Below are 25,134 nucleotides of genomic sequence, written 5' to 3' on the forward strand. Positions count from 1 at the left end.
ACAAAAATTAAATACTTAAAATTCTTAGTTAGCTGCCTTAAAAAAGATCTAAAGGGCACTTTTTACTATTATAGACTATTGCTTCCATACCTCATCAATGGCAGATTGGAATGGCTCTTTGTATTTTTCAACAACAGTCGTAACAGAAGTGCCTTCTAGAATCTCGCCCTGAAAATCGTAGAAAGGCAAGTTTGGATATGCATCCTCTTTATCTATGACATTTATAGTCTCTCCAGCCATTTTTGCATTCTCAATATCCTCTTCATTACTGAAAAGCGTTTCAAATGTATTTTGTTGTGGATAGTCATAAATCGATTCGATATCATTCATTTTTTCGTAGATGTAAAGCAATTGCTCAGGATGTTCAACAGTTTTAGGTATTGTTAAGTAATTTGGGATTGTGTTATGCGAGGAATATCCTTTTGCACTTGGACCTTTTGGAAATGGTAGAAATCCAATATCATAGTCTGGCATATCCTCGTTAAAAGAATTCATCTCATAATCACTACCAGCGTACATCAACGTATTGCCTTCACGAAAAAATTGTGCAGGTTCAGTCCAATCTCCGCCTTCCGTAGGTCTAGCAACGTCCTCTGTTGCGAGTTGAGATAAAAAGTTCAAAGCTTCAATCGTTTTTTGATCCTCAAGATTTTGCTTATTCTCAACAGCTAGATTTGCGTCATTCGCAGCCAAAGCTTGAACTAGAAGCGAAGCAGTAGCAAGCCCCCATGTATCGAGTTTACCATCATTATTTGTATCTTTATTCGCCTTCTTAGCTACTTCAATAAATGTCTCCCAATTCCAATTATCCTCGTTCACATACCCCTGTATAGGGCTTATACCCAAACTATCCATCAAGGTACGATTATAGAAAATACCAGATGAGGCTCCCAAAATACCAGCTCGAAATCCATAGCCTTTACCTTCAAACTGAGAATAATTATCTGTATACTGTTGTAAGAATACATGATCATTATCCGTATATTCATCGACTGACCAAAATAAGTCTTGCTTAGTTAATGTTGGAATCATCCATGGTCTAGCGAGTCGGATAATATCACCAATTGGCTGTCCCGCTAATAATGAAGACGTTACTTTATCTGCATACTCAGCATAATCGACAATGACGTATTCAATTTGAAAATTGTGTTTCTCCATTAATGCATCAAGTTTTTCTTTCTTTTGGATGCTATCGGGATTATCTTCCTGAATGGCTTCATCATACCAAGAAACCCATTTGATTGTTTTCCCACCCATATCAAAATCCATTTCAGGTGTTTGATAGTAATCCTTTTGCTGTTCTGTCTCATTATCTTGATCCTCTCCACTATCAGCAGCTCCATTGTTAGGATTGCTATTTACAGTACCATTACTGCATGCTGCAAAAACAAACAATAAAAAACATAACAGCAAAAATAAAAATTTACTTTTTTTCAATTATTTCCCCCCCTATAATACTACGATCAACCATAATGTTAACGCTCTCATCGAATACTAACAACCTGTCTATATCTAGAATTTCACCTGTTTAACTATAGACTTACTTATTGTCGTATTGCTTTAATTCCTCAACGGTTTTAAGGGGACTTATCATCAATAATTGATAAATTACAATTTACACAACAGTCATTTTTCTTTCCAAATATTGCTTTCGTCCTTTGTTTTAAATAAAATAAGCAGACCCGCTAACGGCAATTTCGTGATCCTTTAAAAAATTAAATTTAAAGATATTTTTACCAAGGACCCTTTATTTCACGAGACAAAAGAAAAAAAGCTGTCACCAACCAATATGGTATAACAACAGCTTATTTTTATAATGAATCAATTTCATAATAGAGATTTTAGCATTTAAATCCGAACAACGTTGATTTACGCTTCAGGTGGACGCTTTCCGGGGGGGCGTGCGGTGAGCTTCCTCGTCGCTATTTGAGCTGCGGGATCTCACCTGTCACGCTAATCCCCCAGGAGTCGCCACCTTCCGCTCCAATCAACTAAGTTAAGGAAATACATTGACTAACAATTCAATCTTCCTTAACAATAATGTTCGTGTATTGATCATTAATAAGCAATTATGAAATGGACTCAATTAATAACATAAAAGACTTCCTATAACTTACATATATATTTTCCCCATAAAATTATGGATCTACTTCAATATCTTGGACACAAACAAGTTCAATCCTTTCAGGATATCATCCATTTGGTCAGAATACAGGAGAGATATAACTCATGGATTTCGTTTACTTAATAAATAGCTCTTTTTAATTTAGTTTCTACCTGTTTATTTCGATATTCATTAGGACTGAGCCGTGTATACTCTTTAAACTTTTTGTAAAACCAATCTATCTCTGTATACCCAACTTTATTAGCAATTTCGTAAATCTTCATATCTGTATGTGCTAAGAGATCCTTAGCTTTTTCCACTCTTTTTTGTATAAGGTATTCCTTAAAAGATATATTTTCGTGTTGCTTAAATTTCTGCCCCAAATAAGCACTGTTGAAATGTAATAAGGTTGATATTTTTTTTAATGTAATGTTTTGGTGCATTTCAGCGTCTATATACTGCTTTACTTTGTCAATTATGGACGGAGATGATTCATACGTATTTTTTAGTTGTTTTGGATTTATGCAAAAGCAATGAGGTTCGCACGAGGAGGTTTTAATTTTATACTCCAGTGTCTTTTTAACAGTTAATAAACTTTTTTTTAATTCACAAGTTTGTACAGGGCCTGTCAAATAATCGCTAACCTGATAGGTTAAAGCCTTTCTAACAATACGGAAATCGCTCTTCCCACCAATCAAAATAATTGGTATTTGGCTTTTTTGCCGAATGTGATTGACTAACAACACACCGCTTGAATTATAGTTCTTTATATTAATAACAAGAAGGGAAAAGTCCAATTTTTCTAATAAAGGTACCACCTCGGTAAAATTATTCGTAGTAGCTTTGATATAGAAACTCACAGATTCCCAATCAAGACATTTTTTTGTACTATTCAAAGAATGCGTATTTTGATCGACGAGTAATAATTTATGCACGGATTACTCCCCCTTTATATCACAAGCACTTTAATTAAAGGTTTGTATTTACGACAAAATAATGTATGCGCTTTAATTAATTGACCTGTATAACAACATATTCGCAATCTGCAAATGTACTTTTAGTGCATCTGTTTACTTCATGTATTATCTACTTAATTAAATTCTATTTTATAGTATGCCTGAGTTAATATCCTTGTGGTTATTGCTTAATACATTGCTAATATTGTTTTATCTATATTATTTTTTAGTGTTTTTAAAGGGAGAATTTTTGGAGACCATGTATGTAAATTTCAAAGAAGGTTATTTTAAATTATTACTAATCTTAGCACGGCCCCAATGTTGTATTTTATTCTTAATTATTGGAATCAATATCATAATAGAGATTTTAGCATTCAAATCCGAACAACGTTGATTTACGCTTTAGGTGGACGCTCCAATCAACTAAGTTAAGGAAATACATTGACTACAATTCAATCTCCTTTAACAATAACGTTCGTGTATTGATCATCAATAAACAATTATGAAATTGACTCATTGTATTGTTTTATTCATAAATGTTAATTGTTTAGGGGACTCCCATACCTTTTGATTAATTCAGGCATTATCTAGAAACATTGCTTCGGTGGATGTAATATAAGTTATTGAACCGATCTTTTTATAATTAGTCCAAGTTCAAAACTATGCTTTGACTATCATTCTCCTTTTCAAATTTCCTCTTTCCTGTTGAACTTTTCTTTAGTGATAGCTTTTTTACGCGTAAATTAAATCCCTTGATGAACTGCCCTCATAATCTTTAATACTTTTATTATCGTCCATCCTCTTTGGTTAGATCATTGGCCTATTATAGAGTTTCCACTAGTTCTCTTTCATTCTAGTTATAGCTACTCTATTTGATCGATATCGTTTAATATATTCTTTAACGTTTGAACAGCAACCGCAAATCTTTTAGCTCCCCCCTCTGGTAGGTCTAAACCAGGTGAATCTGCCTCAAGTAAGGAAAAGTCTGAGTAATCCCACAGATGTGGCTCGAGAGATAAAAAACCTACGTAACCTCTATTTTTTAGTTCCATAAGTATTTCTCTTATATTTCCTTCACCCTTCCCAGCCGGGACTACGTGATGATCATGGTATACAGCATCTTTGATATGAATATAGTCAATATGATCTTGAAGCAACTCAAAGGCATCTGGATAATTCTTTACATCACACTGGACAAAATTGGCAAAGTCGAAAATCCCTTTAACATAATCACAATTTAGCGACTGAAAAAGATCTAGACATCTTTCTGGAATATCTCCATAAATTCCAGATTCATTCTCATGAAGAAGGACAACCCCACTTCCTTCCGCGGCCTTTATAAAACTCTTCCATCTCCTAATCACTTCGTCTCGGTAGTGTAATGGCTCCTCTCCATGAGGAATAAAGAAGCTAAACATCCGTATATATTTACATTCCATAATTTTAGCAATCTCTAATGTATGCTTAAAAAGCTCCAAATGGGGTTCGAAGTCATCCGTGATTTTAATCTTTCCTAATGGAGATCCAATTGCTGAAATTTTAAAGCCTCCCTCATCAAGTTGTTTCTTTATTTCTTTTACTTCTCCCAAAGAATAATAAACAAGTAATTTACCATTGACGCCTCTCATTTCGATATACTTGATACCATGCTGATCCAGGACATCCATTTGTGTGTTTAAATCGGAATTAATTTCATCTCCAAATGCTGATAATTTAAATTCCCCCATACATTAGCACCTCTTTTTAAGCTTTTTATCTTACCTCTCGCTACTTTCTATTTTATAAAAGTTTGCATTCACAATCATGGGGTTTATTGCTAGATATATTGCAAATATTGCTTTTTCGGTTTATACTCATAATAAGTATATTAACTATTTCGAATAGTCAAAAGGTGATATCGTGGATAAACAAATCTTACAATACAGTAGTAATCACTTTTTTATGAATCATATGGTATCTGATCCACCTTATGACGTTGCGACTCACATCCATGATTTTTATGAGTTGTTTTACTTTGTCTCAGGAGATCTCACCTACTATATCGAGGGACAGGCATACAAACTCTATCCGAATGATTTGATCATCACGAATTCTAAAGAGTTGCATAGAATTGTGTTTAACTCCGCCTCACGCTACGAAAGAAAATATATTCATTTTCAACCTGAGTACATTTCCTCTTATCAAACGGATGAATATAATATGCTCTCTTATATTGAAAATAGAAAGTTAGGAAATTTTAATAGGATACCAGCAAAGAATGTTATTGAAGATGGGATATTTGAGCTGTGGAATCATATTGATGAGACTTCCCAGGAAAATTCTCCCGAAAGTAAAATAATGGTGAAAACATATTTTATCCAAATGCTTATTGCCATTAATAAGGTCCTTTCAAAATATAATCAATCCTATATAAGCAATCATAAATATAGTCAAAAAATTGTCTCCATTTTAGATTTTATAAATAAAAACTTAAGTGAAAAAATCACCTTGAATATACTAGAAGATAGGTTTTACGTAAGCAAGTATTACTTATGTCATGTATTTAAAAAAAATACAGGTTTTACTGTTATGGAGTACGTGACCTATAAAAGAGTTATGAAAGCGATAGAACTTCTAATCTCTGGAAATCCAGCATTAGACGTTGCTCATACTGTTGGATTTGGAGATTATTCAACCTTCTATAAAGCCTTTAAAAAGATTACGGGTTTTTCTCCTAATCAATATTTTAAGGCTACTAAATAATCAGACATGCTGTTTAAATTGATGTATAAAATAGCCCCCTTCCTAGTGGAACTGCACTAAAAAGGGGCTACCCATAAACTAATTGCTTATTAACCTATCTGTTGCACATAGATGCTTCAAGTAAAAGAAAGTCGCTTTATTAGTTTTTCAGCAATTAGGCTAGTTAGAAATTTCCTATTGCTGAACTCTAATTTTCCACTTTCTTCCAAGCTCATCTGAATTTTTCATTTTCTTTAAAACAAGGAATACAATTATTTATTTTCCACCTTTAATAAATATTCTTGCTTCGTTCTGTGATCAGGTGCATAAATTGTGATTGGATGGGAACCGTCCGCTAATGGACGTGGTTTTGTTTCATCGATTAAGATATTGTCGACATAGACTAAACTACTCTCATTTTCTAAATGAAAAATCACTCCACCATTTTGTAATAAAGTAATTTCATATTCGTTAGTAGAAAAGTCTGTATGGGTAATATGACCAGACGTTACTTCAATTTGTTTCAACTTAATTTCGTTTTCAAAACTCAAGCTTTTTAAAAAGGTAATCCCAAAAACTCTCGGTGTTTCCCTTTCACTCGCCTTAAATGTTAATTTAATCGTCCCTTCATTCAAAAGGGCTTTATTCACTAAGTGTTGTTGGGATATAAATTCCCCTTCCCCACTATCACTGACAATAATCGTTTGTGTTTCTTGCTCATTTAAAATTAAGTCCAAACGTTTGCCTGCGTCTTCACGATGGAAATCTAGCTGCAAGTAAACATTAGCTTTACTATGAACAGAAAATTCATAACTAAACCACCCATTTTCAAAAGCTTTACGGTAACGCTTACCCCAAAATGCACCTACCTCAGACAGATTGTAAGCAAGATTTTTAGCGTATTCACTATTATTTTCATCAAAATTGTGTAATTCAGCTAAAATCAGCTCTTGTTCCCGCACCCATTCTTTTTTCTTTTTAATTGCTTCTTGGGCTGTTTCAGAATCTGCATTTACTAATTTAAAATAAATCCCGTAACGTTCACCATGCATTTCATAATACGGAGTAAAAATAATTTGCTCATCAATATGGTCCGCCTGAAAGGCTATAAGTTTATCTTCCCGTTCAATAGGTCGCATATATTTTGTAAAGTTTTCCCGCCAATCAGCAGTAGTCATCGTTAAGGTATCGGGTAATAGGCGTTCCTTCGTACCGACGCGAACCATAATCCCATTTGGATTATCAGCAGAAATATTTTTCGTGCCAAGACCACCTGCCAATACATATGGACCATATTCAAACGCTATAAAATTAGGATTATCTTTTGTTGATACCATTTTCAAGTAAGGAGTAAACTTAATCAAAATGGTTTCATTTTCTCCAACAGGCTGTTTCAGATAGATAAAACCATTCTTTAATTCATAATCTGCCTTTACTTCATTACGGAATACTTCAAATGTAGCGGTCCAGGTAGGATTCCGCAATGCTAGATAAATAGGCTTCACTTCATCCCCGCTTATCGAACTTATTGTAAAAGTAGCGATATTATTTTTCCGATCAGAATTTTGTACAAGCTGAATATTTTTATTGGCGATCCTCACTTCATTTGAGAAATAAAGATTGACTAAAATATGCTCATTCTCTTGAAAATAATAAGTATCAGCCAACTTAGCAAAGCTTTCTACTCCCGTTCCTGTACAACACCAAAATTCATCATATGGGCGATTATATACTTTATTATATCCTGCCCCCATCGGTTGAAAGTACATCATCATCCCATCTAGCGGATTTTGCGAAGCTAAAATGGCATTTATATACGTTCTTTCATAGTAATCTAAATATCTCGCATCTTTAGTGAGAAGATACAAATTGCGTGTTAACTTTAGCATATTATGAGTATTACAAGTTTCACATGTACAGTCTCCATTCCGAATTTCTGCATCATAATAAAGCGAATTTGGTTCATGGAAATGTTCGCTTTGGCTATTTCCCCCTGTACAATATGTATGATTTTGCACGACAATATCCCAAAAATTCTTTGCTGCCGCAAAATAGACTGTAAGTTTTTCTTTTTCCTTATCAGATAGGAATGAACGGAATTCATCGTCTTGAAAAACTTGATATCTCTTTAATGCACCGATTAATTTGGGAATCTGTGTATTAGCATGTTTTCCTGGGAGGATATTCTCATGCTTGGCTAATTGCTTAAATAACTCATCCTCATCAAAATAGGTTGCCGCAATTAGATGCTCTTTCTTTTTCGTCAATGCAAATAAATGATAGAGCGCATCATTCATTCCACCGTATTCGATTTGTAGCATTTTATTTTTATCTGCTAATTTCATCATCCGATTGTAAATGTAATCGCCAAATTGACTAGCGACCTTTAATGCCTCTTGGCTTGTCTTTATTTCTATTGCTTTTAACGATTCATGAATATCTAATAAACCCGCTAAAATTTTATGCAAATTATACCAAGGTACAAGAACATTCTCTTTATCCTTGGCTGAAATCTCTTTTCCTTCTACTTCATCAAGCGCTGACTCCCGAAAAGCAGAAATATAACCAGCACTTTCAGGGTAATGTAAAGCATAGTTTTCCTGCGCTTGAGCGAAGCCTGCTACTGCAACCCGCATTTGTTCCAACAATTGCTTTTTTAAGTAATGATCTTTCTCGGCATGATAAGCCAGGGCTAAAGCAGACATATAATGCCCAAAGAAATGCCCTCTGAAATTAATTTGATTACTTCTTTCCCAGCCTTGATACCCTTCCTTTGTCAAAGGTTTAAGCTTAGCAACTTTAAAAACCTCAAATAAAAACTTTTCCGATTTCATACTCAAAAGATATTGGACAAGATTATCTTGAGCTCTTTTTACATATGAATCAGTAATTGTAATCGCTTTTGTTTTAATTGTGTTCATCTTCAAACTCCTTTGGAACGTAATCAATATATCTGTAAGTACTTTAAAATCGAATAAGTAGTGCACCGTGGCTAGCAATTTTATTATTATGCAAAGTAATTTCTTGTTGGCGCCATAAATCCTTAACCTTTTCCTCTGGTTGAACAAGTTCTGACCATAATTCTTCTGGTAATTCCAACTCATGCTCGCTCACATTAAAAAATGCAACATAATTGCTTTGCCCATTACTAGCATGCCAAACAATCCAAGTATCATCTCGATAATATTGACGGCGATCAGTCAATGTTTGATACATGTCTATTACATCACGATTCGTGAATAAGCTTAATGTAAATTCATCAATATCTGGTAAAGTCCCCCCATACATTAATGGTGATTGGAAAATTGTCCATAAAGTCATCAAGAGATATTGCTCAGCTTTCGTAAAACGTGTCCAGTTGTCTCCCCCTCCACCATCTACAGCGCGAATCCCGATGTGTCCGAGTGGTAGCATATCACAATCAGGCCAATTTCCTTGGCGAACAAACGGTGCCCATCTTTCAGTTCTGTCAAACATATGATAAAGTGCTGGCCAGTGGTCCCAAAAATCATCCGTTAAGCGCCACATATTGGCATGTTCCTGTAAAAATGATCCATCCTCAAGTTGTGCAGGGCCTGGAGATAAAGATAAAACGATCGGACGAGAAATTTTGTCTATAGCTTTACGTATCGCCACAATTTCTTTACGATGAGCCCCACCATATAAATATGAATTCGCAATATCATCGACTTTGATAAAATCAACACCCCACTCTGCATACAACTCCAACAGGGAATCATAATATAATTGGCCTTCCGGGATATCGACATTTACTCCATACATATCTGAATTCCATGGACAGATATTATTTAAAGCGATGTCTCGAGCACGTTTATCTGTTCCTTTAATAGCCGTATTTTGATGAACCGCCTGTCGCGGGATTCCTCGCATAATATGGATACCAAACTTTAAACCAAGACTGTGAATATAATCACCTAAAGCTTTAAAGCCACGCCCACCATTAGCACTTGGAAAACGATTATCAGCAGGAATTAATCGTGAGAATTCATCCATTTCTAGTGGATAAAAAGCATTATAACGAGTCGAACTCGCTTGTGGCTCAGACCATTGAATATCAACAACAATATACTCCCAGCCAAATTCTTTTAAATGTTTTGCCATAAAATCAGCATGTGCCTTTACTTCGTCTTCTCGTACAGAAGCACCATAACAATCCCAACTATTCCACCCCATTGGTGGGGTTTTAGCGAATTCTAAATGTGACACTTTGTTCATCCTCTTTCTATTATTAGAATCTATCTAGCGATTTTTTTTAATCTAAAGAAGCTTCATTTGGAAAGTTTATTAATCATCAATCTCTTAACCCTTAACTGAGCCAATCATGACACCCTTTTCAAAATACTTCTGCATGAATGGATAAAGGACCAAAATAGGTAATGATGAAACAATAATAACCCCGTACTTAATCTGATCAGCGTATCTTTGGGCATACCCCCCACCAGTTCCTCCACTACCTGCTCCTTCTTGGAATACTTGATTGGATAGGAGAATATCTCTTAACACTATTTGAAGGGGTTGCAAGCTATAGTCTCGAATATAGATCAACCCTGTAAAGAAATCGTTCCAATGCCAAACTAAGTAATAAAGACCAATAACCGAGATGACAGCCTTACTTAAAGGTAAAACAATTGAAACAAAAAACTTAAAGTGAGAACACCCATCGATCGTAGCCGCCTCAAACATTTCCTTTGGAATGGTTGTTTCAAAAAATGTGCGCGTAATAATTAAATTAAATACATTTACTGTTACAGGATTAAAGATAAATACCCACATCGTATCAATCATACTTAAATCCTTCATCAACAAATACGTCGGGATTAATCCACCACTAAAGAACATCGTAAATATAAAGAAAAACATTAAAATACGTCTTGCCCTGAACTCTTCTCTAGATAATACATATGCAGCTGGTAATGTGAAGAGCAGGTTAATCAATGTACCACCAATTGCATAAATTAAAGTATTTCGATAACCAATCCAAATTCTAGAGTCTTGGAAAATTTCTTGATACCCGAATAGACTAAAGCCTTTGGGAAACAACAAAACCTTACCAGTTGAAACAAGGGTGGAATCACTGACAGATGCTATAATAATAAAATAGATTGGATAGGCGACAATAAAAAATACTAGAATACAAATTAAATAGAGTACAAAGTCAAAAATCAGATCCGATTTCTTCCTCAATTTTAACCTTTGCAAAACTGCAGTCATTTTTTATCTCCTTTCGATTCCATCAATGAGATTAATAGATAAAAATTCTTAAGATTCCATTATTGAAGTAGAGATTTACCATAGACTTATTTTTGATGCGCGTTTTGCAATATAGTTCATTATTAATAATAATGAAAAATTGATTAGTGTATTAAATAACCCAATGGCGGCCGCATAACTAAATTGATTTGAAATAATCCCAATCTTATACACATACGTTTCAATTACTTCAGAGATTGGTAGATTTAATGAATTTTGCATTAAGAAAATCTTCTCAAAACCAGTACTAATGATTGAGCCCATATTAAGGATTAAAAGAATAATGATAGTAGGGATAATCGCTGGAATTTCTACATTTTTTATAATTTGCCATCTATTTGCTCCATCGACTTTAGCAGAGTCATAGAGTTGTGGATCTACACTTGATAAGGCGGCTAAATAAATAATGCTATTCCAACCTACATGTTGCCAAACATCCGAGAGAACGTACACTGGAACGAAGGCCTTTACAGACGCAAGTAGATTTGAACTTTCAAAACCTAAAGCACTAATTAAAAGGCCAATAATTCCAGTATTAGGAGAAAGCAAAACATTTAATAACCCTACTAGTACAACAATTGAAATGAAATGTGGTAAATAAACGGTTGTTTGAAGGATCTTCTTTCCTTTTTTCCACTTAATTTGATTTACCAGTAATGCTAGAGCAATCGGTGCTGGAAATCCTATGACTATTGTTGTGATACTAATGACAAGGGTATTTCTAATTAAATCCCAGAACATATGACTATTCACAAACTGGGAAAAATACTTTAATCCAACCCATTCACCACCTGTAAGCCCTGCGGTAAAGTCATATTCCCGAAATGCTAATTGAATGCCATACATCGGTATATAGTTAAATATAAGTACACAAACGATTGCCGGAAAAATTAATAACCAGAGCTGATAATCACGTTTAAAAGTGTTCATAATTGTCGGCTTTTTTCTTTTTGCCGTAATTAATAATTCAGATGATGAATGTTTCTCAGTTCGGGATGTTATAAGTGCCATAACATGTCCTCCTTTATTTGGAAGAGACTGGGACAAAGTTTTTTATCACCAAAGAAAATTGAACTACTTGATGGAGAAACTTGCTCCGGAAATATATTTCGTTAAGGTAATACATTATTAGTCTTTGGATCTTACCATTTCTCCCAGCCTCTAAAGACGTATTGAATGTAATTAATACCTGAATCAATTTCATAATAGAGAATTTAACATCAAGTTGATTGACGCTTCAGGTAGACGCTTTCCGTGGGGCGTGTGAGGTGCATCCTTGTCGTTATTCAACTGAGTTAGGGAAATACCTCGGCTAACACTTAGGTTTTCTTTATGAAAATTATTCGTGTATTGGTTATTAATAGCAATTATGAAATTGCTTCCCTTTATTGGTTACTTTTATATTCATCATAATACTTTTGGATTATTTCCATATTTGATTTCAGCCCAATTTTTTCCATTTCCTCTACATATTTATCCCATTGCTCTTCAATTCCGCCTTTTGTTATCCATTCACCAAACTTAGACATACTTAAATTCATTAAATCAGTATTGATTAAAGCCATTTGATTATTGTCTTCTGTACTATATTTTAAAAACATTCCTGGGAACACATTATCCTCAATATTTAAAGACTCAAAGGTTTTCGTAAATGGTTCTTGTTGATCCCCAACCGCCTTCATATCTTCTCCAAGTTCTAATTCAATAGAATCAGCTATATACATCGGTCCATTATCTGCCCATGTTGAAGTCCATTTCCACGTTCCAGGGTCCATACTTTCATCCTCTGGAGGTAATACTTTATATGTCCCATCATTATTATCCTGAATATTAGGACCAATTGATCCAAATAGGATCTGCATACTTACTTCTGGGTCATATAATTCATTAATAAACTTCATTGCCGCTTCTTTATCTTTTGTCTGTGAAGACATTTGAATAAAATTAACTCCATAATTTAATTCGTTATAATCATATGTCCAAGAAATTTCCCCTGAGTAATCGGCAGATTTTTTCATTGGAGCAAAGGATTCATATTGTTCGGCAATTTCCAAACCAAATCGATCTGTTGCTTCCCAGCCGAATGTATATCCAACTTTTGCTACCTCACCTTCGCCGCGGGCAACGGATTGGTACTTCGTATAGTCTTGAGTAAATACTTCTTCATTTATTAACCCATTTTTATACAGCTTATTTAAAAAGCTAACAACTTCTTTATAACGCTCATCAACAAAGAAATTCTTAATCTCACCCTCTTCAAGAAAATACCCTTGTCCGCCACCACCTGTAATTGTCATACCGGTACTACCCAATAAAACAGTTGGTTGAAAATATCCAAAACCTCCAGTACCAACTGGTGCAAAATCCATTGGAATCTCATCATTAGGATCGCCATTTCCATTTGCATCCTGCTCTTTAAACGCCATTAATACATCAAATAATTCATCCCAATTCGTTGGCACTTCAAGATTTAAGTTATCAAGCCACTCCTTGTTAATAAACTGCATAGTGGCTGTTTCAGGCCAAAATCTTTGATACTTAGGTAATCCGTATATTTCTCCTCCTGCCTGAGTAGATAACTCTTTCGTAAGTGGCTTTTGCTCAAACATTTCTTGAATATTGGGCCCCTGCTCTTCAATTAATCCTGACATATCTTCAAATAAACCAGTGAATTTCGCAAAATCTGCATCTGTAATCGCATTTGGACCAATGATTAAATCTGGTATATCCCCACCAGCTAGCATTGCTCCTTTTTTCTGATCCCAATCTGCGGAAACTTCCTCCCATTTAATCTTTACTCCAGCACGTTCCTCAACCTCTTGTAACCATTCCATATCTTTAACACTTTTAGTTAATGGATGTTTTGTAATTAAAGCTGTCAGTACAACCTTTCCATCATCAGTTACTGAACTTTTTTCTTCTTTATTGCACGCAACTAATAAAATGATCCCTAGGCAAAGTATAAGTATTATTACAGCACGTCTTTTCATCTTTTTCCCTCCTATATTGTCATTTTTTACAAGCCAGATGCGACTAATAGAGCCTCCTCCCTTAAGGATAACGCTTTCAAATATAATGTCGTACCACCTTACCTCTTGTACGAACATTATTTTTTACCTATTGTTTATCTTCGGTGAAGTTGTACGTATGAAATTGTTTTTTATTATAGTTGACTCGTCTGTACTTTTCAATACTATAAATTGGATAATATAATAATAATAAAATATACTTATATCTTAAGTACTAGTTAACTTTCTTTGAGAATTCGAAGATTTTGGTTTTCATGTCTTTGTCTATATAAGCTAGGTGAACATATTGTTAGAATGCTATTAATTGACCGATTACATAAACACTTTGGATTTTTTTAGTCATCTTTTAATGACTTAAGCTTTGAGTATTCATGCCTTAAATATCTTATTAAAACACTTCATTTTGCTTTTTTTCCAATAAAAACTTGCCCATTCGGATCCATTCCCATAAATACAGTCGTTTCTTTTTTTCGCGCCCAATCCCAAGCAGGCATGATCGTGCATTCCACCCACTGGTTCCTATCATCTATCGATAGGAGGAATTGCTCATTCGTTAGGCGTTTCCAATTCTCTCCTTCAGGAGTAATTGTTAAATAACGCGCCACATTTTGTTCATTTTGGTCTTTATCGACAAATAGATAAGTCCATTCTCCCAAAATTTCTTCGCTTTTAATTGTTCTTTGCTTTTCTCCAGCAAATCTTTCCGGTGAAACTAGCGGCCAACCAGCTTGAGTCCAAACCACTTTTCTTATATGTAGATAATGATATTTTTTATTTTTTTCAGCCCGCATATGATGGACAACATAATAATCTTCTCCATCCTTAAGGACGGAATTATGTCCAGGTGCAACCCATCCTTCCCCATCATTAAAGGTGTACCCACCCAAAATTTTTAGCCCGACATCATTTGGAGGAAGACTAGTATCCGTCATCTCCTGTCCATGAAAATCAAGATAAGGACCATCAATTGTTTTGGAACGGGCTACTCTAATATTGTAATTTGAAAATAAAGAATCATAGGATACAAACAGGTAAAAATAATCGAATTCTGGATTATAAATAATATAAGGGCCTTCAATCGCAGCTTCTACATTATGATGTCTTTTAGCAATTAACTTTCCTTTTCCATAATTTAATAACTTACCATTTTTAGGATTAATTTTAGTTAAATAAATTCCACCGAAAAAGGAGCCATACACCATCCATGGATGACCATAACGGTCAAATGTAATATTGGCATCAATTGCATTTGGCTCATCTACACCCTGTTTCGTTTTAAATACCTCTCCTTGATCTAGCCATGGACCTTCGATATTTTTACTCGTTGCTACCCCGATAAAGGATTGATTCTTCCCAAATTGTGAAGCTGAATAGTACATAAAGTAGGTATCAGCAATTTTTACAATTTCTGGAGCCCAATTGGGCTGAAAGTGAAACCTTCTGGGCACCAGATGTCATTCAATTAGGAGATGGGCGTTACTATATGTACTACAATTCATCAAGAGGAGATTCCCCTAGATCTGCTATAGGGGTTGCTGTTGCAGATGATATCGAGGGACCTTATAAAGATTTAGGTGTGATTCTTAAATCTGGGATGATTGAGGAACCGAGTGAAGATGGCACTCCTTATGACGCCACAGTGCACCCTAATGTCGTGGATCCACATGTCTTTTTCGATCAAGATAACAAGCTTTGGATGGTATATGGCTCTTACTCAGGTGGTCTTTATATATTAAAAATAGACCCTGATACAGCCAAGCCGTATCCCGAACAAGGTTACGGAAAGAAACTACTAGGCGCTAACCATAGCCGGATTGAAGGTCCATATATTCAATATAGTCAAGAAACAGGATACTACTATCTTTTCTTATCATTTGGTGGATTAGCTGCAGATGGCGGCTATAATTTAAGAGTTGCTCGTTCTAAAAATCCGGATGGTCCTTACTATGACAGTGAAGGTAACAATATGATCGATGCCCATGGACCAAAGGGTTCTTTTTTTGAAGATAATGCTATTAAACGCTATGGCGCTAAACTTATCGGTAATTTTATGTTTTTACGCACTGAAAATGAGGTCTCGAGTGGAACAGATGGCTATGTATCCCCCGGGCATAATTCTACTTTTTATGATGAAGATACTGGTAAATATTTTGTAATTTTTCATACCCGTTTTCCTAATAGAGGGGAACAACATGAAATAAGAGTCCATCAAATGTTTATGAATGAAGCTGACTGGCCAGTGATCGCACCAAATCGATATGCAGGGGAAACGATTGAAGCATATAGTAAAAAACAAGTAATAGGAGAATATAAATTAATCAATCATGGAAAAGATATCTCGAAGGTAAATAAAAAGTCTGTGATCATTCATTTGGAAAAGGATGGGAGTATTTCCGGGAATGTAAGCGGAAATTGGAAACAAACTGGTGATACAACCGTGAATATTATCTTAAATAATATCACGTACAGAGGGATTTTTCTAAATCAATGGGATGAAACTATTGCTAATAATATCATGACTTTTACTGCTTTATCTGATGAAGGGATTGCGATTTGGGGTAAGCAGGTTTTAACCGAGTAACGAAGATAATGCTGCTTTATTTTCCATTAACTGAAAGATTATGAACGGGACTGGGACAAAGATGTTTTAACCAAAGAAAAAACGAACTACTTGATGCAATAACTGGCTTCGGGAATCTACTTTACTTTCTGCAGGCGGCTGGTGAGCTTTCTTGCTCTATCGCTACTTCATAATCTCTGGAGCCTTTCTCACTAACACGACTTTCAGGTGGCAAGTTGGTCAAAGAACGTGATCATTCCCAGTAGGAGTCTACGTATATTTCCTACGACATTGTTCGTTTTTGGAGCTTAACATGTTTTATATCCCAGCCTCGTTTCTCATTTTCCAACTTCTATTAGCATTTACTTTTTTATAAATAATACATCTTAAATACAATATCTTGATCGTGATTCCCAAACTTTTTCCCGAAAATGGTTGCACCGCCAACATGTTTGGCATCCTCTTTCACTTCAATACGTAATGTCCAACGATCACAATCGGTTTCTAAGTCTCCTATTACTACATCGGATAGTGGATCTCCGTCAATATACGTGCCATGGTCGGTAATTCTAATCGTCTTCAAAAGCCCATATTGGTTAATATTGCTTGGCCACCAATCAGGCGTGAATTTTCCTCTTGTATCAGCAAAATCACCAGGACTTGTCCAAGTCCCCAATTCCATGCCATTTAGTGAAAAGGTAATATCAGACGGCCATACATCATTGGCAAATGGAAATTCGGATGATATTTCCAAACTAATTTCAAATTGCTGTACCTGTTCTCCTTTCTTAAGAAAGTTAGCCACATTATATTGGACGAACCCTTGGGTAAACCATAATATTTCTGCATCCACCCTCTTAGGATCCATAAAATATTTAGGATCATCCACTGGGCCGATAAAATCCTTTTCTGTTGCTATTCCACAGGTTGGTTTGAAGTCAAAATCAGTGTAATGTCCTATTGGAACAGATGTCTCATAAGAAGCAAACGAATGATAGATTTTTTTGGGAAAATTAATCTCGATGTGATCCACTTTTAAAATAGAAATCTTTTGTCTTCCTGATTTGCCAGGAACCTTCTCCGTTCGAATAAGTCCAGCATCCTCTAATTTCTGAATATGCTTCGTTACAATCGGGCTACTAATCTTCAACTCCTCCGATAGTTCTTTAATATTCATCTTGTTTTTAGACAATAACTGAATAATTCTAAGTCGCACATCACTTGCCAATGCTTGATAAACAATAAGTGAGGACTGATCTATTTCTAATTGCACAGAATTCCCCCTCTTTCATTTTTAAAAATAAAATTAGATCATTCGCTTTTTGCAAACATTTAAATAATAAGTACTTATATATCATAATATAATCATTCAATAAAAGTAAACACAACATCCCTTCCTTTTATTTTAATTAACAATATTGTTAACTATATATAATATATATCAAATTAAATTTACAAAAATATTATTGACAGCGTTTCATCACAGCTATATACTAAATCCAAGTTAATTATTTACAAGATTTATAGTTTTGTGAATAACTACTTAGTAATTTAAACTCAAGGAGAGGGTAAAATGAGAAAGAGCATTATCTCAATGCTATTGGCTGCTACATTCATGTTATTAGTCGCTGGATGCAGTAATGATGATAAAAATACAATTACTTTCTGGACACCTTTAACGGGGGATGATGGAGCTTATATGGATGAAATTGTAAAGGAATACAATGCGACAGACCCTGAAATTAAAGTGAAACATGTCATTACGTCTGATATGTATACGAAATTATCCACAGTCTTAAATTCTGGTAAAGGAATTCCAGATTTAACGATTATTCATGCTGACCGTGTTCCCTCATATGTAAAGCAAGGGGTTTTAGAACCCATGACAAATGTCGTTGCAGAGCAATCAGAATTAAAAGAAGAAAATTATTTACCGCAAGCTTGGTCAGTTGGAAATATTGATGATACTCAATATACGATCCCTCTTGATATTCATAGTAATGCCATGTACTATAACGAAGATTTACTGAAAAAATATAATGTTGAAAACTTTCTTGATGATGATGTCGTAACATTTGATGAAATGTTGTCCTTGCAAGGAAAATTAGATGAAGGCGATTACGTCCTGAATGATGCCTTATTAAGCTGGGTTATTTTAGCACAAGTGCAAAATCTTGGCGGCGATATTCAAGAAAATGGAGAACCAGCAGTAAACACAGATGTAATGAGACAAGCCATCGAGGCTGTGAAAGAACTAAGTGATGCTGGCTTAATGACGCCTTATGGTGAAGACGGTTACTTAATGTTCCAATCTGGAAACGTTCTATTTTCTACTGATGGTACTTGGAGTTCAACTGCCCATGCCGATGTGGAAGGCTTGAATTTTGGTGTCACAAATATTTACGCCTTTGAACCTGATAAATATACTAATAGGGCTTCATCCCATTTATTTTCAATGTTAAAAAGTGACTCAAGAACAGAAGAAAAAGAAAAAGGAATTGCTCAATTTTTAGATTTTATCCGTCAAAATTCAATGGAATGGGCAGAGGCTGGGCAAATTGTGGCAAGTAAAGAAGTGAATGAAAGTCCGGAATACGAACAATATATGCAATCCTTCTTCACTTCTAATGAAAAGGAAACTGAATCCCTTTACATTTATACGTATGAATATTATGCGTACGTACAAGAGGCATTAGATAAGTATATACTAGATATTGCGCATGGGGAAATGGACATAGATGAAGGTCTTGAAACAATGGAGAAATTTGTTATAGATAAAATTAATGAAAGCGACAACGGTGAAGAGAAAGCTGAATAAGTTCTCTCCATACTTACATGGTAAGTATCAAATTCGGTTCCAAAAATTTATACGTACATCTAATATATGAATTTCAATCAGTGAGGGTTTATCCTACCCTTGCTGATTGATCTTTAAACCGTAACCGTTTGGTCTCCTACTCTTTTGGAAGTATGAAATTTCTTAAAACTGAAAATTGCTCTGTTTTCTTCGGGACAGTTAGACACGAGGAGGAATCTCGATGAATAAAAAATTAAATTGGTCACCTCTTTTCTTTGTAGGTCCCCATGTCATTTTATTTGCTGTTTTTATTCTTTTACCAACCATTTATGGAATATATGCATCCTTTACGAAATGGAATTTAATCAATGATCCAGTTTGGGTTGGTTTACAAAACTATAAAACTATTTTAACTAATACCGATTCTACTTTTCATTTTCAATTTACAAATGGATTAAAAAACACTCTTATTTTCGTTGTCCTCAGTGTTCCATTATTAATTGTGATTCCTTTAATGGTCGCTGTTGCCCTTGAACATAAACAAGTAAAATTGAAAAGTTTTATTCAATCTATTATTTATATTCCCGGCCTTATTTCCATTTCTGCTGCGGCATTGATTTGGTCCTTAATATTTAATAAGCAGCTAGGAATTACAGGTAATGTCTTTGGCTCCGAGACCGTTTGGGCTTCTACTCAACCTTATGCTTGGTTAATCATTATTGTCATCACCGTCTGGGGCGGTGTTGGAGGAAATATGATTATTTATCGTGCATCAATTAATGGTGTTGGCCGAGATTTATATGAATCTGCTGAAATAGATGGGGCTGGAGCGATTCGCAAGTTTTTTAGTATTACATTGCCATCTATACGTTTTCCATTAATTTATACATTTGTAATGACAACCGCAGGAGCCTTTAATGTATTTGGCCAGCCACTGATGATGACAGATGGTGGTCCAAAACAAAGCACAACCGTGTTAATGATGTATATACGTCAACTCGCCTTTAGTCACGGAGAATCTATTGCTGGAATGGCTTCGGCTATGGCAGTTTTACTAGGATTAATCATTTTAGTTATTTCTGCTTTGCAATACTATGTCATGAATCGAAATACTTAATGAAACGAATAAATGGAAACGGAAAGGTGTGAGAAGATGTCAAAGAGTAGAAATTTCTCGAAATATATTGCTTATGCATTTCTGATTATTGTCTGTTTAATATGGGCTATCCCTATCTTATTTGGGATTACCACTTCATTCCGCTCACAGGCAGAAGTTGTCTCAAGTGGTTTTAGATTATTACCTGTTAACTGGATTGTTGATAACTATATTACCATTCTCGAAAATACATCAACTGCTCCAATCTTGCGTTGGCTAATGAATTCTATTTTCATCGCAACTACACATACACTTTTAGTTATCGTCGTTATCTCAATTACAGGGTATGGTTACTCAAGATTGAAATTTAAAGGAAGAGACGCTCTATTCTTCATATTGCTTGGAATTTCCTTTTTCCCTGCGGTCGTCAATCTAATTCCATCCTATAAAATCATTGATGCTCTCGGATGGGTGAATACGGCATGGGCGATGGTCATTCCTGGTTTAGCAGGGATGGGAAATATCTTTCTTGTACGCCAATTCATGAAGGGGATCCCAACAGAATTAGATGAATCAGCACGTGTAGATGGAGCAAGTGATTTTCGTATCTTTATTTCGGTTATCCTTCCGCTTATAAAACCAGTTCTAATTGTATGTGGGTTGTTTTCCTTTACTGGATCATGGAATGATTTCCTTTGGCCCGTTATCGTCTATACAGATGTTGATAAAATGCCAGTTACGGCTGGACTATTATTATTGCAAGATATTTATGGGAATTATCGGATGATTGGCCAATTGATGGGCTCTGCGATACTAGCGATTATTCCGACCTTACTATTATTCTTATTTGCTCAAAAATATTTCGTTCAATCGATTAACTTAAACTCAGGGATTAAAGGATAATTATAGTTTTAATGGAGGTATCTGCCATGAACAGAAGAGCAGAAAGAAAATTATTAATAGCTGGTTCTGTATGGAATATGTTAACTGCCCTGATCACAATTTTTGGCTATTCAATCTGGTTTAAGAAAACAGGTGTGAAAGGTTTAGAAGAAACAACACTTGATCATGTTTTTGCGACAACAACTGTGCTTGATCATGTTACAAAGCTCATTGTCATGTTTGGCCTACTCATCTTTGTCGGCGCAATTATTAACTTTATCATTTCTAAAAAAATAAGAGATGGTGAAATTCAACCAAAAATACTCATTTGGATCGCTTGTTGGGGAATTTTTCTCCTTTTCACAATGGACATTATTGGCTTTGTCATCTATTTAATTACATTTGTTCTTTATTTAGCCAAAAACAAAGCGATTAAGCTATCCGAAGAAAGAATAGAAAGTCTAACACAGTAAGAATTATTCTATAGAAAATATATAGGAGTTGACATCATGTCTACATTCAAAGCAAAAAATCCATTAATCGAGCAACGTGCGGATCCTTGGATCTATAAACATACTGATGGTTATTATTATTTCACTGGTTCAGTACCCGAATATGACCGCATTATTTTACGCCGCTCTAAAACCATTCATGGACTAACAAACGCGGAAGAAAAAGCAATTTGGCGGAAACATGAAACTGGCCCGATGAGTGCCAATATTTGGGCGCCAGAAATACATTATATTGCTGGAAAATGGTATATTTACTTTGCTGCTGCTCATACTTCTGAAACTAATGAGGGATTATTTGATCACCGCATGTTTGTTTTGGAAAATGCATCTGCTAATCCACTTGAAGGAGATTGGATAGAAAAAGGCCAAGTTAAAACGAAATGGGAGTCCTTCTCACTGGATGCTACATCCTTTGAACATAAGGGAATTCGCTATTATGTTTGGGCGCAAAAAGACCCGAATATTCCTGGAAATTCCAACCTTTACATCTCAGAAATGGAAAATCCTTGGACATTAAAAGGTGAACAAGTTTGTATCTCGACACCTGAATATGGATGGGAAAAGATTGGTTATCTTGTCAATGAAGGAGCCGCTGTTCTTAAAAAGCATGGTCGTATTTTTATGACCTTCTCTAGTAGTGCTACGGATGCCAATTATTGTATGGGCCTATTAACAGCCGACGAAAACAGTGATTTACTTGATCCTAAATCTTGGGTCAAAACCCCAGAACCTGTTTTCCAAACATCGGAAGAAACAGGCCAATATGGTCCAGGCCATAATAGCTTTACTGTTTCTGAAGATGGACAACAAGATATCCTTGTCTACCATGCCAGAAGCTATAAAGAAATAGAAGGCAATCCATTATATGACCCGAATCGCCATGCACGTGTTCAAGTTATTCAATGGAATCAAAATGGAACACCTAATTTCGGGGTTCCAAGAGCAGATACGACAATCTAAAAAAGCCAAGTCCCATCTGGGACTTGGCTTCTGAATTTCTATTGCAAAAATGTTTGAACGATCTCCATTACTTCTGCTTGTAAAGCTTCACGTTTTTTCAGGCTTTCGTCCATCGTTTCCCCTTTAACAGCAAAATAAAATTTAATTTTTGGTTCTGTACCTGAAGGGCGCAGACAAAACCATGAGCCATCTTCTAGTTTAAATTTAAGCACATTAGACTTTGGCAAATGGATTTGCGACTTTTCTTTTGTTTGTATATTTATTGCCTCACTAATGGCATAATCCTCCAGCTCAGCAACTTGCACTGCTCCAATAGCTGTGGGAGGGCTCTGCCGGAATGATTCTAAGATCCCAGCAATTTGTTCAGCCCCCTCTTTACCTTTTAATGTAAGAGACTGGAGAGATTCCTGGTAAAATCCATATTTTTCAAAGATTTCGAGCAAACCATCATAAAGGGATTTTCCTTGCATTTTGTAATATGCAGCAATTTCCGCGGCAAATACAGCAGCTTGAACAGCATCTTTATCACGAACAAAATCACCGATTAGATAGCCGTAGCTTTCCTCATATCCAAATAAAAACTGATGTTCATTTGTTTCCTCATATTCTTTAATTTTTTCCCCGATAAATTTAAAGCCGGTTAAAGTATCGAGACTGGCGATTCCAAAGCTTTCAGCAATTGCCCGGCCTATTTCCGATGTCACGATCGTTTTAATGATTACACCATTTTTAGGTAAGTCGCCAATTTGTTGTTTCTGCGTTAAGATATAGTCTGTCATTAATGCTCCAACCTGATTACCTGTTAAAACGATAAATTCTCCTTGGTCATTTCTTACAGCGACCCCTAACCGATCAGCATCAGGATCCGTGCCTAGCAAAATATCGGCATCCAATTTTTCACCATATTGAATCGCCAGTTCAAATGCTGCATGTTCTTCAGGGTTTGGAGAAGAAACCGTCGAAAAGTCGGCATCTGGTAACTCCTGCTCTTTCACAATCGTTACATTTTCAAAACCAAACTCATTTAGCCCTTCACGCACAGGTATATTCGCAGTTCCATGAAGTGGTGTAAAGACTATTTTCAAATCTTTTCCCGTTTTTTGGATTGCTTCTTCATTTAGATGAATGGATTTTAAAGCCTTTTGGTAAGCCTGATCTACCTTCTCCCCAATAAAGGTAAGGATTTCTTCGGCCTCTAATTGCTTTTCATCTGCTACTTCAATGCTTAATTCGTCTCCTGCTTGTTGCACATAGTGAATAAGCTTATCAGCTGGCTGTGGTGGGAGCTGTCCTCCATCTTCTCCATATACTTTTAAGCCATTGTATTCAGGTGGGTTGTGACTAGCTGTAATCATTACCCCAGCATAAGCATGTAAATAACGAACAGCAAATGATAGTAAAGGTGTAGGACGTAAACTCTCAAAAACATATGCTTTGATTTTATGTTTTCCAACTGTTTTTGCAACTTCTAAAGCAAATTCAGGAGACATATGGCGACAATCATAAGCGACAACGACCCCACGATTTTTCGCCACTTCTCCCTGGTCTTCTATGTATTTTGCTAGTCCTTCTGCTGCTTTGCGTACAGTATATATATTCATACGGTTTGTCCCAGGACCGAGCTCTCCTCGCATCCCCCCTGTTCCAAACTCTAATTCTTTATAAAAACTATCCTCTATTTGTTTTTCATCTTGCTCGATCTGGTTCAATTGTTCCTTTAGCTTATGATCGAGCATTGAATTTTCCTTCCATTGGGAAAATTTATCTCTCCAATTCATTTCCATACCTCCCGTTAACTGCCTCGTATTGTCAAATAATCTATAGTAAAAAGTTAATAACCCCTTGATTTATAGGGGAATGAATGCAAAAAACTTGCCACCCCCTGAATTTTAAGGTTTGATGAGGTTACCACACGACACCAAAATCCCTAAAATAGGAAGTGACAAGTTGTACCCTCAATTATTAACTTATTTACTCGAATTTATCAAGTATCAAGATCAAATGATTCGTACTTTACAAACTCTTCTTATTGGTAAAAACATGTTTGAGAAGCCTACTGAAGAGCCTGTTCATAAGCCTTATCGAAAACTTCAGGTTGATGATCTTCCGATCATCAAAACGCATGGAAAACTAAATTATAAAATCCTTTTAGAAAACTATTCGATGGAACATGGAAAGCCTCTTAAACCTGTTAAAAGGCATGCTCGTTCAATAATGACTGTTCCAAAGACAATGAACTGTCCCAA

17 protein-coding genes and 2 pseudogenes are annotated in these 25,134 nt (G+C 35.5%); 8 read left to right on the forward strand and 11 right to left on the reverse strand.

Translation table 11 applies throughout. The features are described 5' to 3' along the window. Nucleotides 1–75: 75 nt before the first annotated feature. The 3 genes from J2Z23_RS01830 to J2Z23_RS01840 form a co-directional block, all read right to left on the reverse strand. A complete protein-coding gene (locus tag J2Z23_RS01830; protein WP_209973084.1) occupies nt 76–1,437 on the reverse strand; it encodes an ABC transporter substrate-binding protein in 1,362 nt (453 codons plus the stop codon). Nucleotides 1,438–2,244: 807 nt separating this feature from the next. After that, complete coding sequence (locus tag J2Z23_RS22695) at nt 2,245–3,039, reverse strand: response regulator transcription factor (RefSeq protein ID WP_057989386.1); 795 nt, start codon at nt 3,037–3,039, stop codon at nt 2,245–2,247. An 884-nt stretch (nt 3,040–3,923) separates the two neighbouring features. After that, nucleotides 3,924–4,787, reverse strand: coding sequence for a sugar phosphate isomerase/epimerase family protein (locus J2Z23_RS01840; protein WP_057989105.1), 864 nt, complete (start codon nt 4,785–4,787; stop codon nt 3,924–3,926). A gap of 172 nt (nt 4,788–4,959) precedes the next feature. On the opposite strand from J2Z23_RS01840, the gene J2Z23_RS01845 reads away from it, so the two are divergent. Further along, on the forward strand, nt 4,960–5,802 hold the full coding sequence (locus J2Z23_RS01845; protein WP_057989103.1) for an AraC family transcriptional regulator: 843 nt from the start codon (nt 4,960–4,962) through the stop codon (nt 5,800–5,802). A gap of 251 nt (nt 5,803–6,053) precedes the next feature. Here J2Z23_RS01845 and J2Z23_RS01850 read toward each other — a convergent pair whose 3' ends face one another. From J2Z23_RS01850 to J2Z23_RS01875, 6 genes are all read right to left on the reverse strand, one after another. Next, nucleotides 6,054–8,702, reverse strand: a complete 2,649-nt coding sequence (locus tag J2Z23_RS01850; RefSeq protein WP_209973086.1) for a glycoside hydrolase family 127 protein — start codon at nt 8,700–8,702, stop codon at nt 6,054–6,056. A 43-nt stretch (nt 8,703–8,745) separates the two neighbouring features. Then, nucleotides 8,746–10,008, reverse strand: coding sequence for a glycoside hydrolase family 27 protein (locus J2Z23_RS01855; RefSeq protein WP_209973108.1), 1,263 nt, complete (start codon nt 10,006–10,008; stop codon nt 8,746–8,748). Nucleotides 10,009–10,101: 93 nt separating this feature from the next. Next, nucleotides 10,102–11,013: a carbohydrate ABC transporter permease gene (locus J2Z23_RS01860; protein WP_064468064.1), complete on the reverse strand. Its 912-nt coding sequence runs from the start codon at nt 11,011–11,013 to the stop codon at nt 10,102–10,104. A 75-nt stretch (nt 11,014–11,088) separates the two neighbouring features. After that, nucleotides 11,089–11,982: an ABC transporter permease gene (locus J2Z23_RS01865; RefSeq protein WP_064468098.1), complete on the reverse strand. Its 894-nt coding sequence runs from the start codon at nt 11,980–11,982 to the stop codon at nt 11,089–11,091. Nucleotides 11,983–12,437: 455 nt separating this feature from the next. Further along, nucleotides 12,438–14,042 carry an extracellular solute-binding protein gene (locus J2Z23_RS01870; protein ID WP_057995278.1) on the reverse strand — a complete coding sequence of 535 codons (1,605 nt, stop codon included), beginning with the start codon at nt 14,040–14,042 and terminating at the stop codon, nt 12,438–12,440. A gap of 437 nt (nt 14,043–14,479) precedes the next feature. Further along, complete coding sequence (locus J2Z23_RS01875; protein ID WP_238456137.1) at nt 14,480–15,460, reverse strand: arabinan endo-1,5-alpha-L-arabinosidase; 981 nt, start codon at nt 15,458–15,460, stop codon at nt 14,480–14,482. Nucleotides 15,461–15,498: 38 nt separating this feature from the next. Here J2Z23_RS01875 and J2Z23_RS01880 point away from each other — a divergent pair. Beyond that, nucleotides 15,499–16,662, forward strand: a pseudogene (locus J2Z23_RS01880) (glycoside hydrolase family 43 protein); the annotation flags it as partial. Between the two features lie 349 nt (nt 16,663–17,011). On the opposite strand, the gene J2Z23_RS01885 reads toward J2Z23_RS01880, so the two are convergent. After that, nucleotides 17,012–17,914: an ArsR/SmtB family transcription factor gene (locus J2Z23_RS01885; RefSeq protein WP_057988780.1), complete on the reverse strand. Its 903-nt coding sequence runs from the start codon at nt 17,912–17,914 to the stop codon at nt 17,012–17,014. 300 nt (nt 17,915–18,214) lie between these two features. Here J2Z23_RS01885 and J2Z23_RS01890 point away from each other — a divergent pair, with 300 nt between their 5' ends. From J2Z23_RS01890 to J2Z23_RS01910, 5 genes are all read left to right on the forward strand, one after another. Then, nucleotides 18,215–19,459, forward strand: coding sequence for an extracellular solute-binding protein (locus tag J2Z23_RS01890; protein ID WP_057988778.1), 1,245 nt, complete (start codon nt 18,215–18,217; stop codon nt 19,457–19,459). A 220-nt stretch (nt 19,460–19,679) separates the two neighbouring features. Further along, entirely contained in the window at nt 19,680–20,555 is an 876-nt protein-coding gene (locus tag J2Z23_RS01895; RefSeq protein ID WP_064468061.1) for a carbohydrate ABC transporter permease, read from the forward strand. Between the two features lie 36 nt (nt 20,556–20,591). Beyond that, nucleotides 20,592–21,437 carry a carbohydrate ABC transporter permease gene (locus J2Z23_RS01900; RefSeq protein ID WP_174517105.1) on the forward strand — a complete coding sequence of 282 codons (846 nt, stop codon included), beginning with the start codon at nt 20,592–20,594 and terminating at the stop codon, nt 21,435–21,437. A gap of 26 nt (nt 21,438–21,463) precedes the next feature. Next, nucleotides 21,464–21,889: a hypothetical protein gene (locus tag J2Z23_RS01905; RefSeq protein WP_057988771.1), complete on the forward strand. Its 426-nt coding sequence runs from the start codon at nt 21,464–21,466 to the stop codon at nt 21,887–21,889. Between the two features lie 36 nt (nt 21,890–21,925). Next, on the forward strand, nt 21,926–22,888 hold the full coding sequence (locus J2Z23_RS01910; RefSeq protein ID WP_209973089.1) for a glycoside hydrolase family 43 protein: 963 nt from the start codon (nt 21,926–21,928) through the stop codon (nt 22,886–22,888). A gap of 38 nt (nt 22,889–22,926) precedes the next feature. Here J2Z23_RS01910 and J2Z23_RS01915 read toward each other — a convergent pair whose 3' ends face one another. Further along, entirely contained in the window at nt 22,927–24,666 is a 1,740-nt protein-coding gene (locus J2Z23_RS01915) for a phospho-sugar mutase (RefSeq protein WP_064468059.1), read from the reverse strand. A gap of 169 nt (nt 24,667–24,835) precedes the next feature. On the opposite strand from J2Z23_RS01915, the pseudogene J2Z23_RS01920 reads away from it, so the two are divergent. Beyond that, nucleotides 24,836–25,134: pseudogene (locus J2Z23_RS01920) on the forward strand (DDE-type integrase/transposase/recombinase); the annotation flags it as partial.

It is taken from the genome of Lederbergia galactosidilytica, assembly GCF_017873565.1.
In the GTDB taxonomy this organism is placed as follows: Bacteria; Bacillota; Bacilli; order Bacillales; family Bacillaceae_C; genus Lederbergia; species Lederbergia galactosidilytica.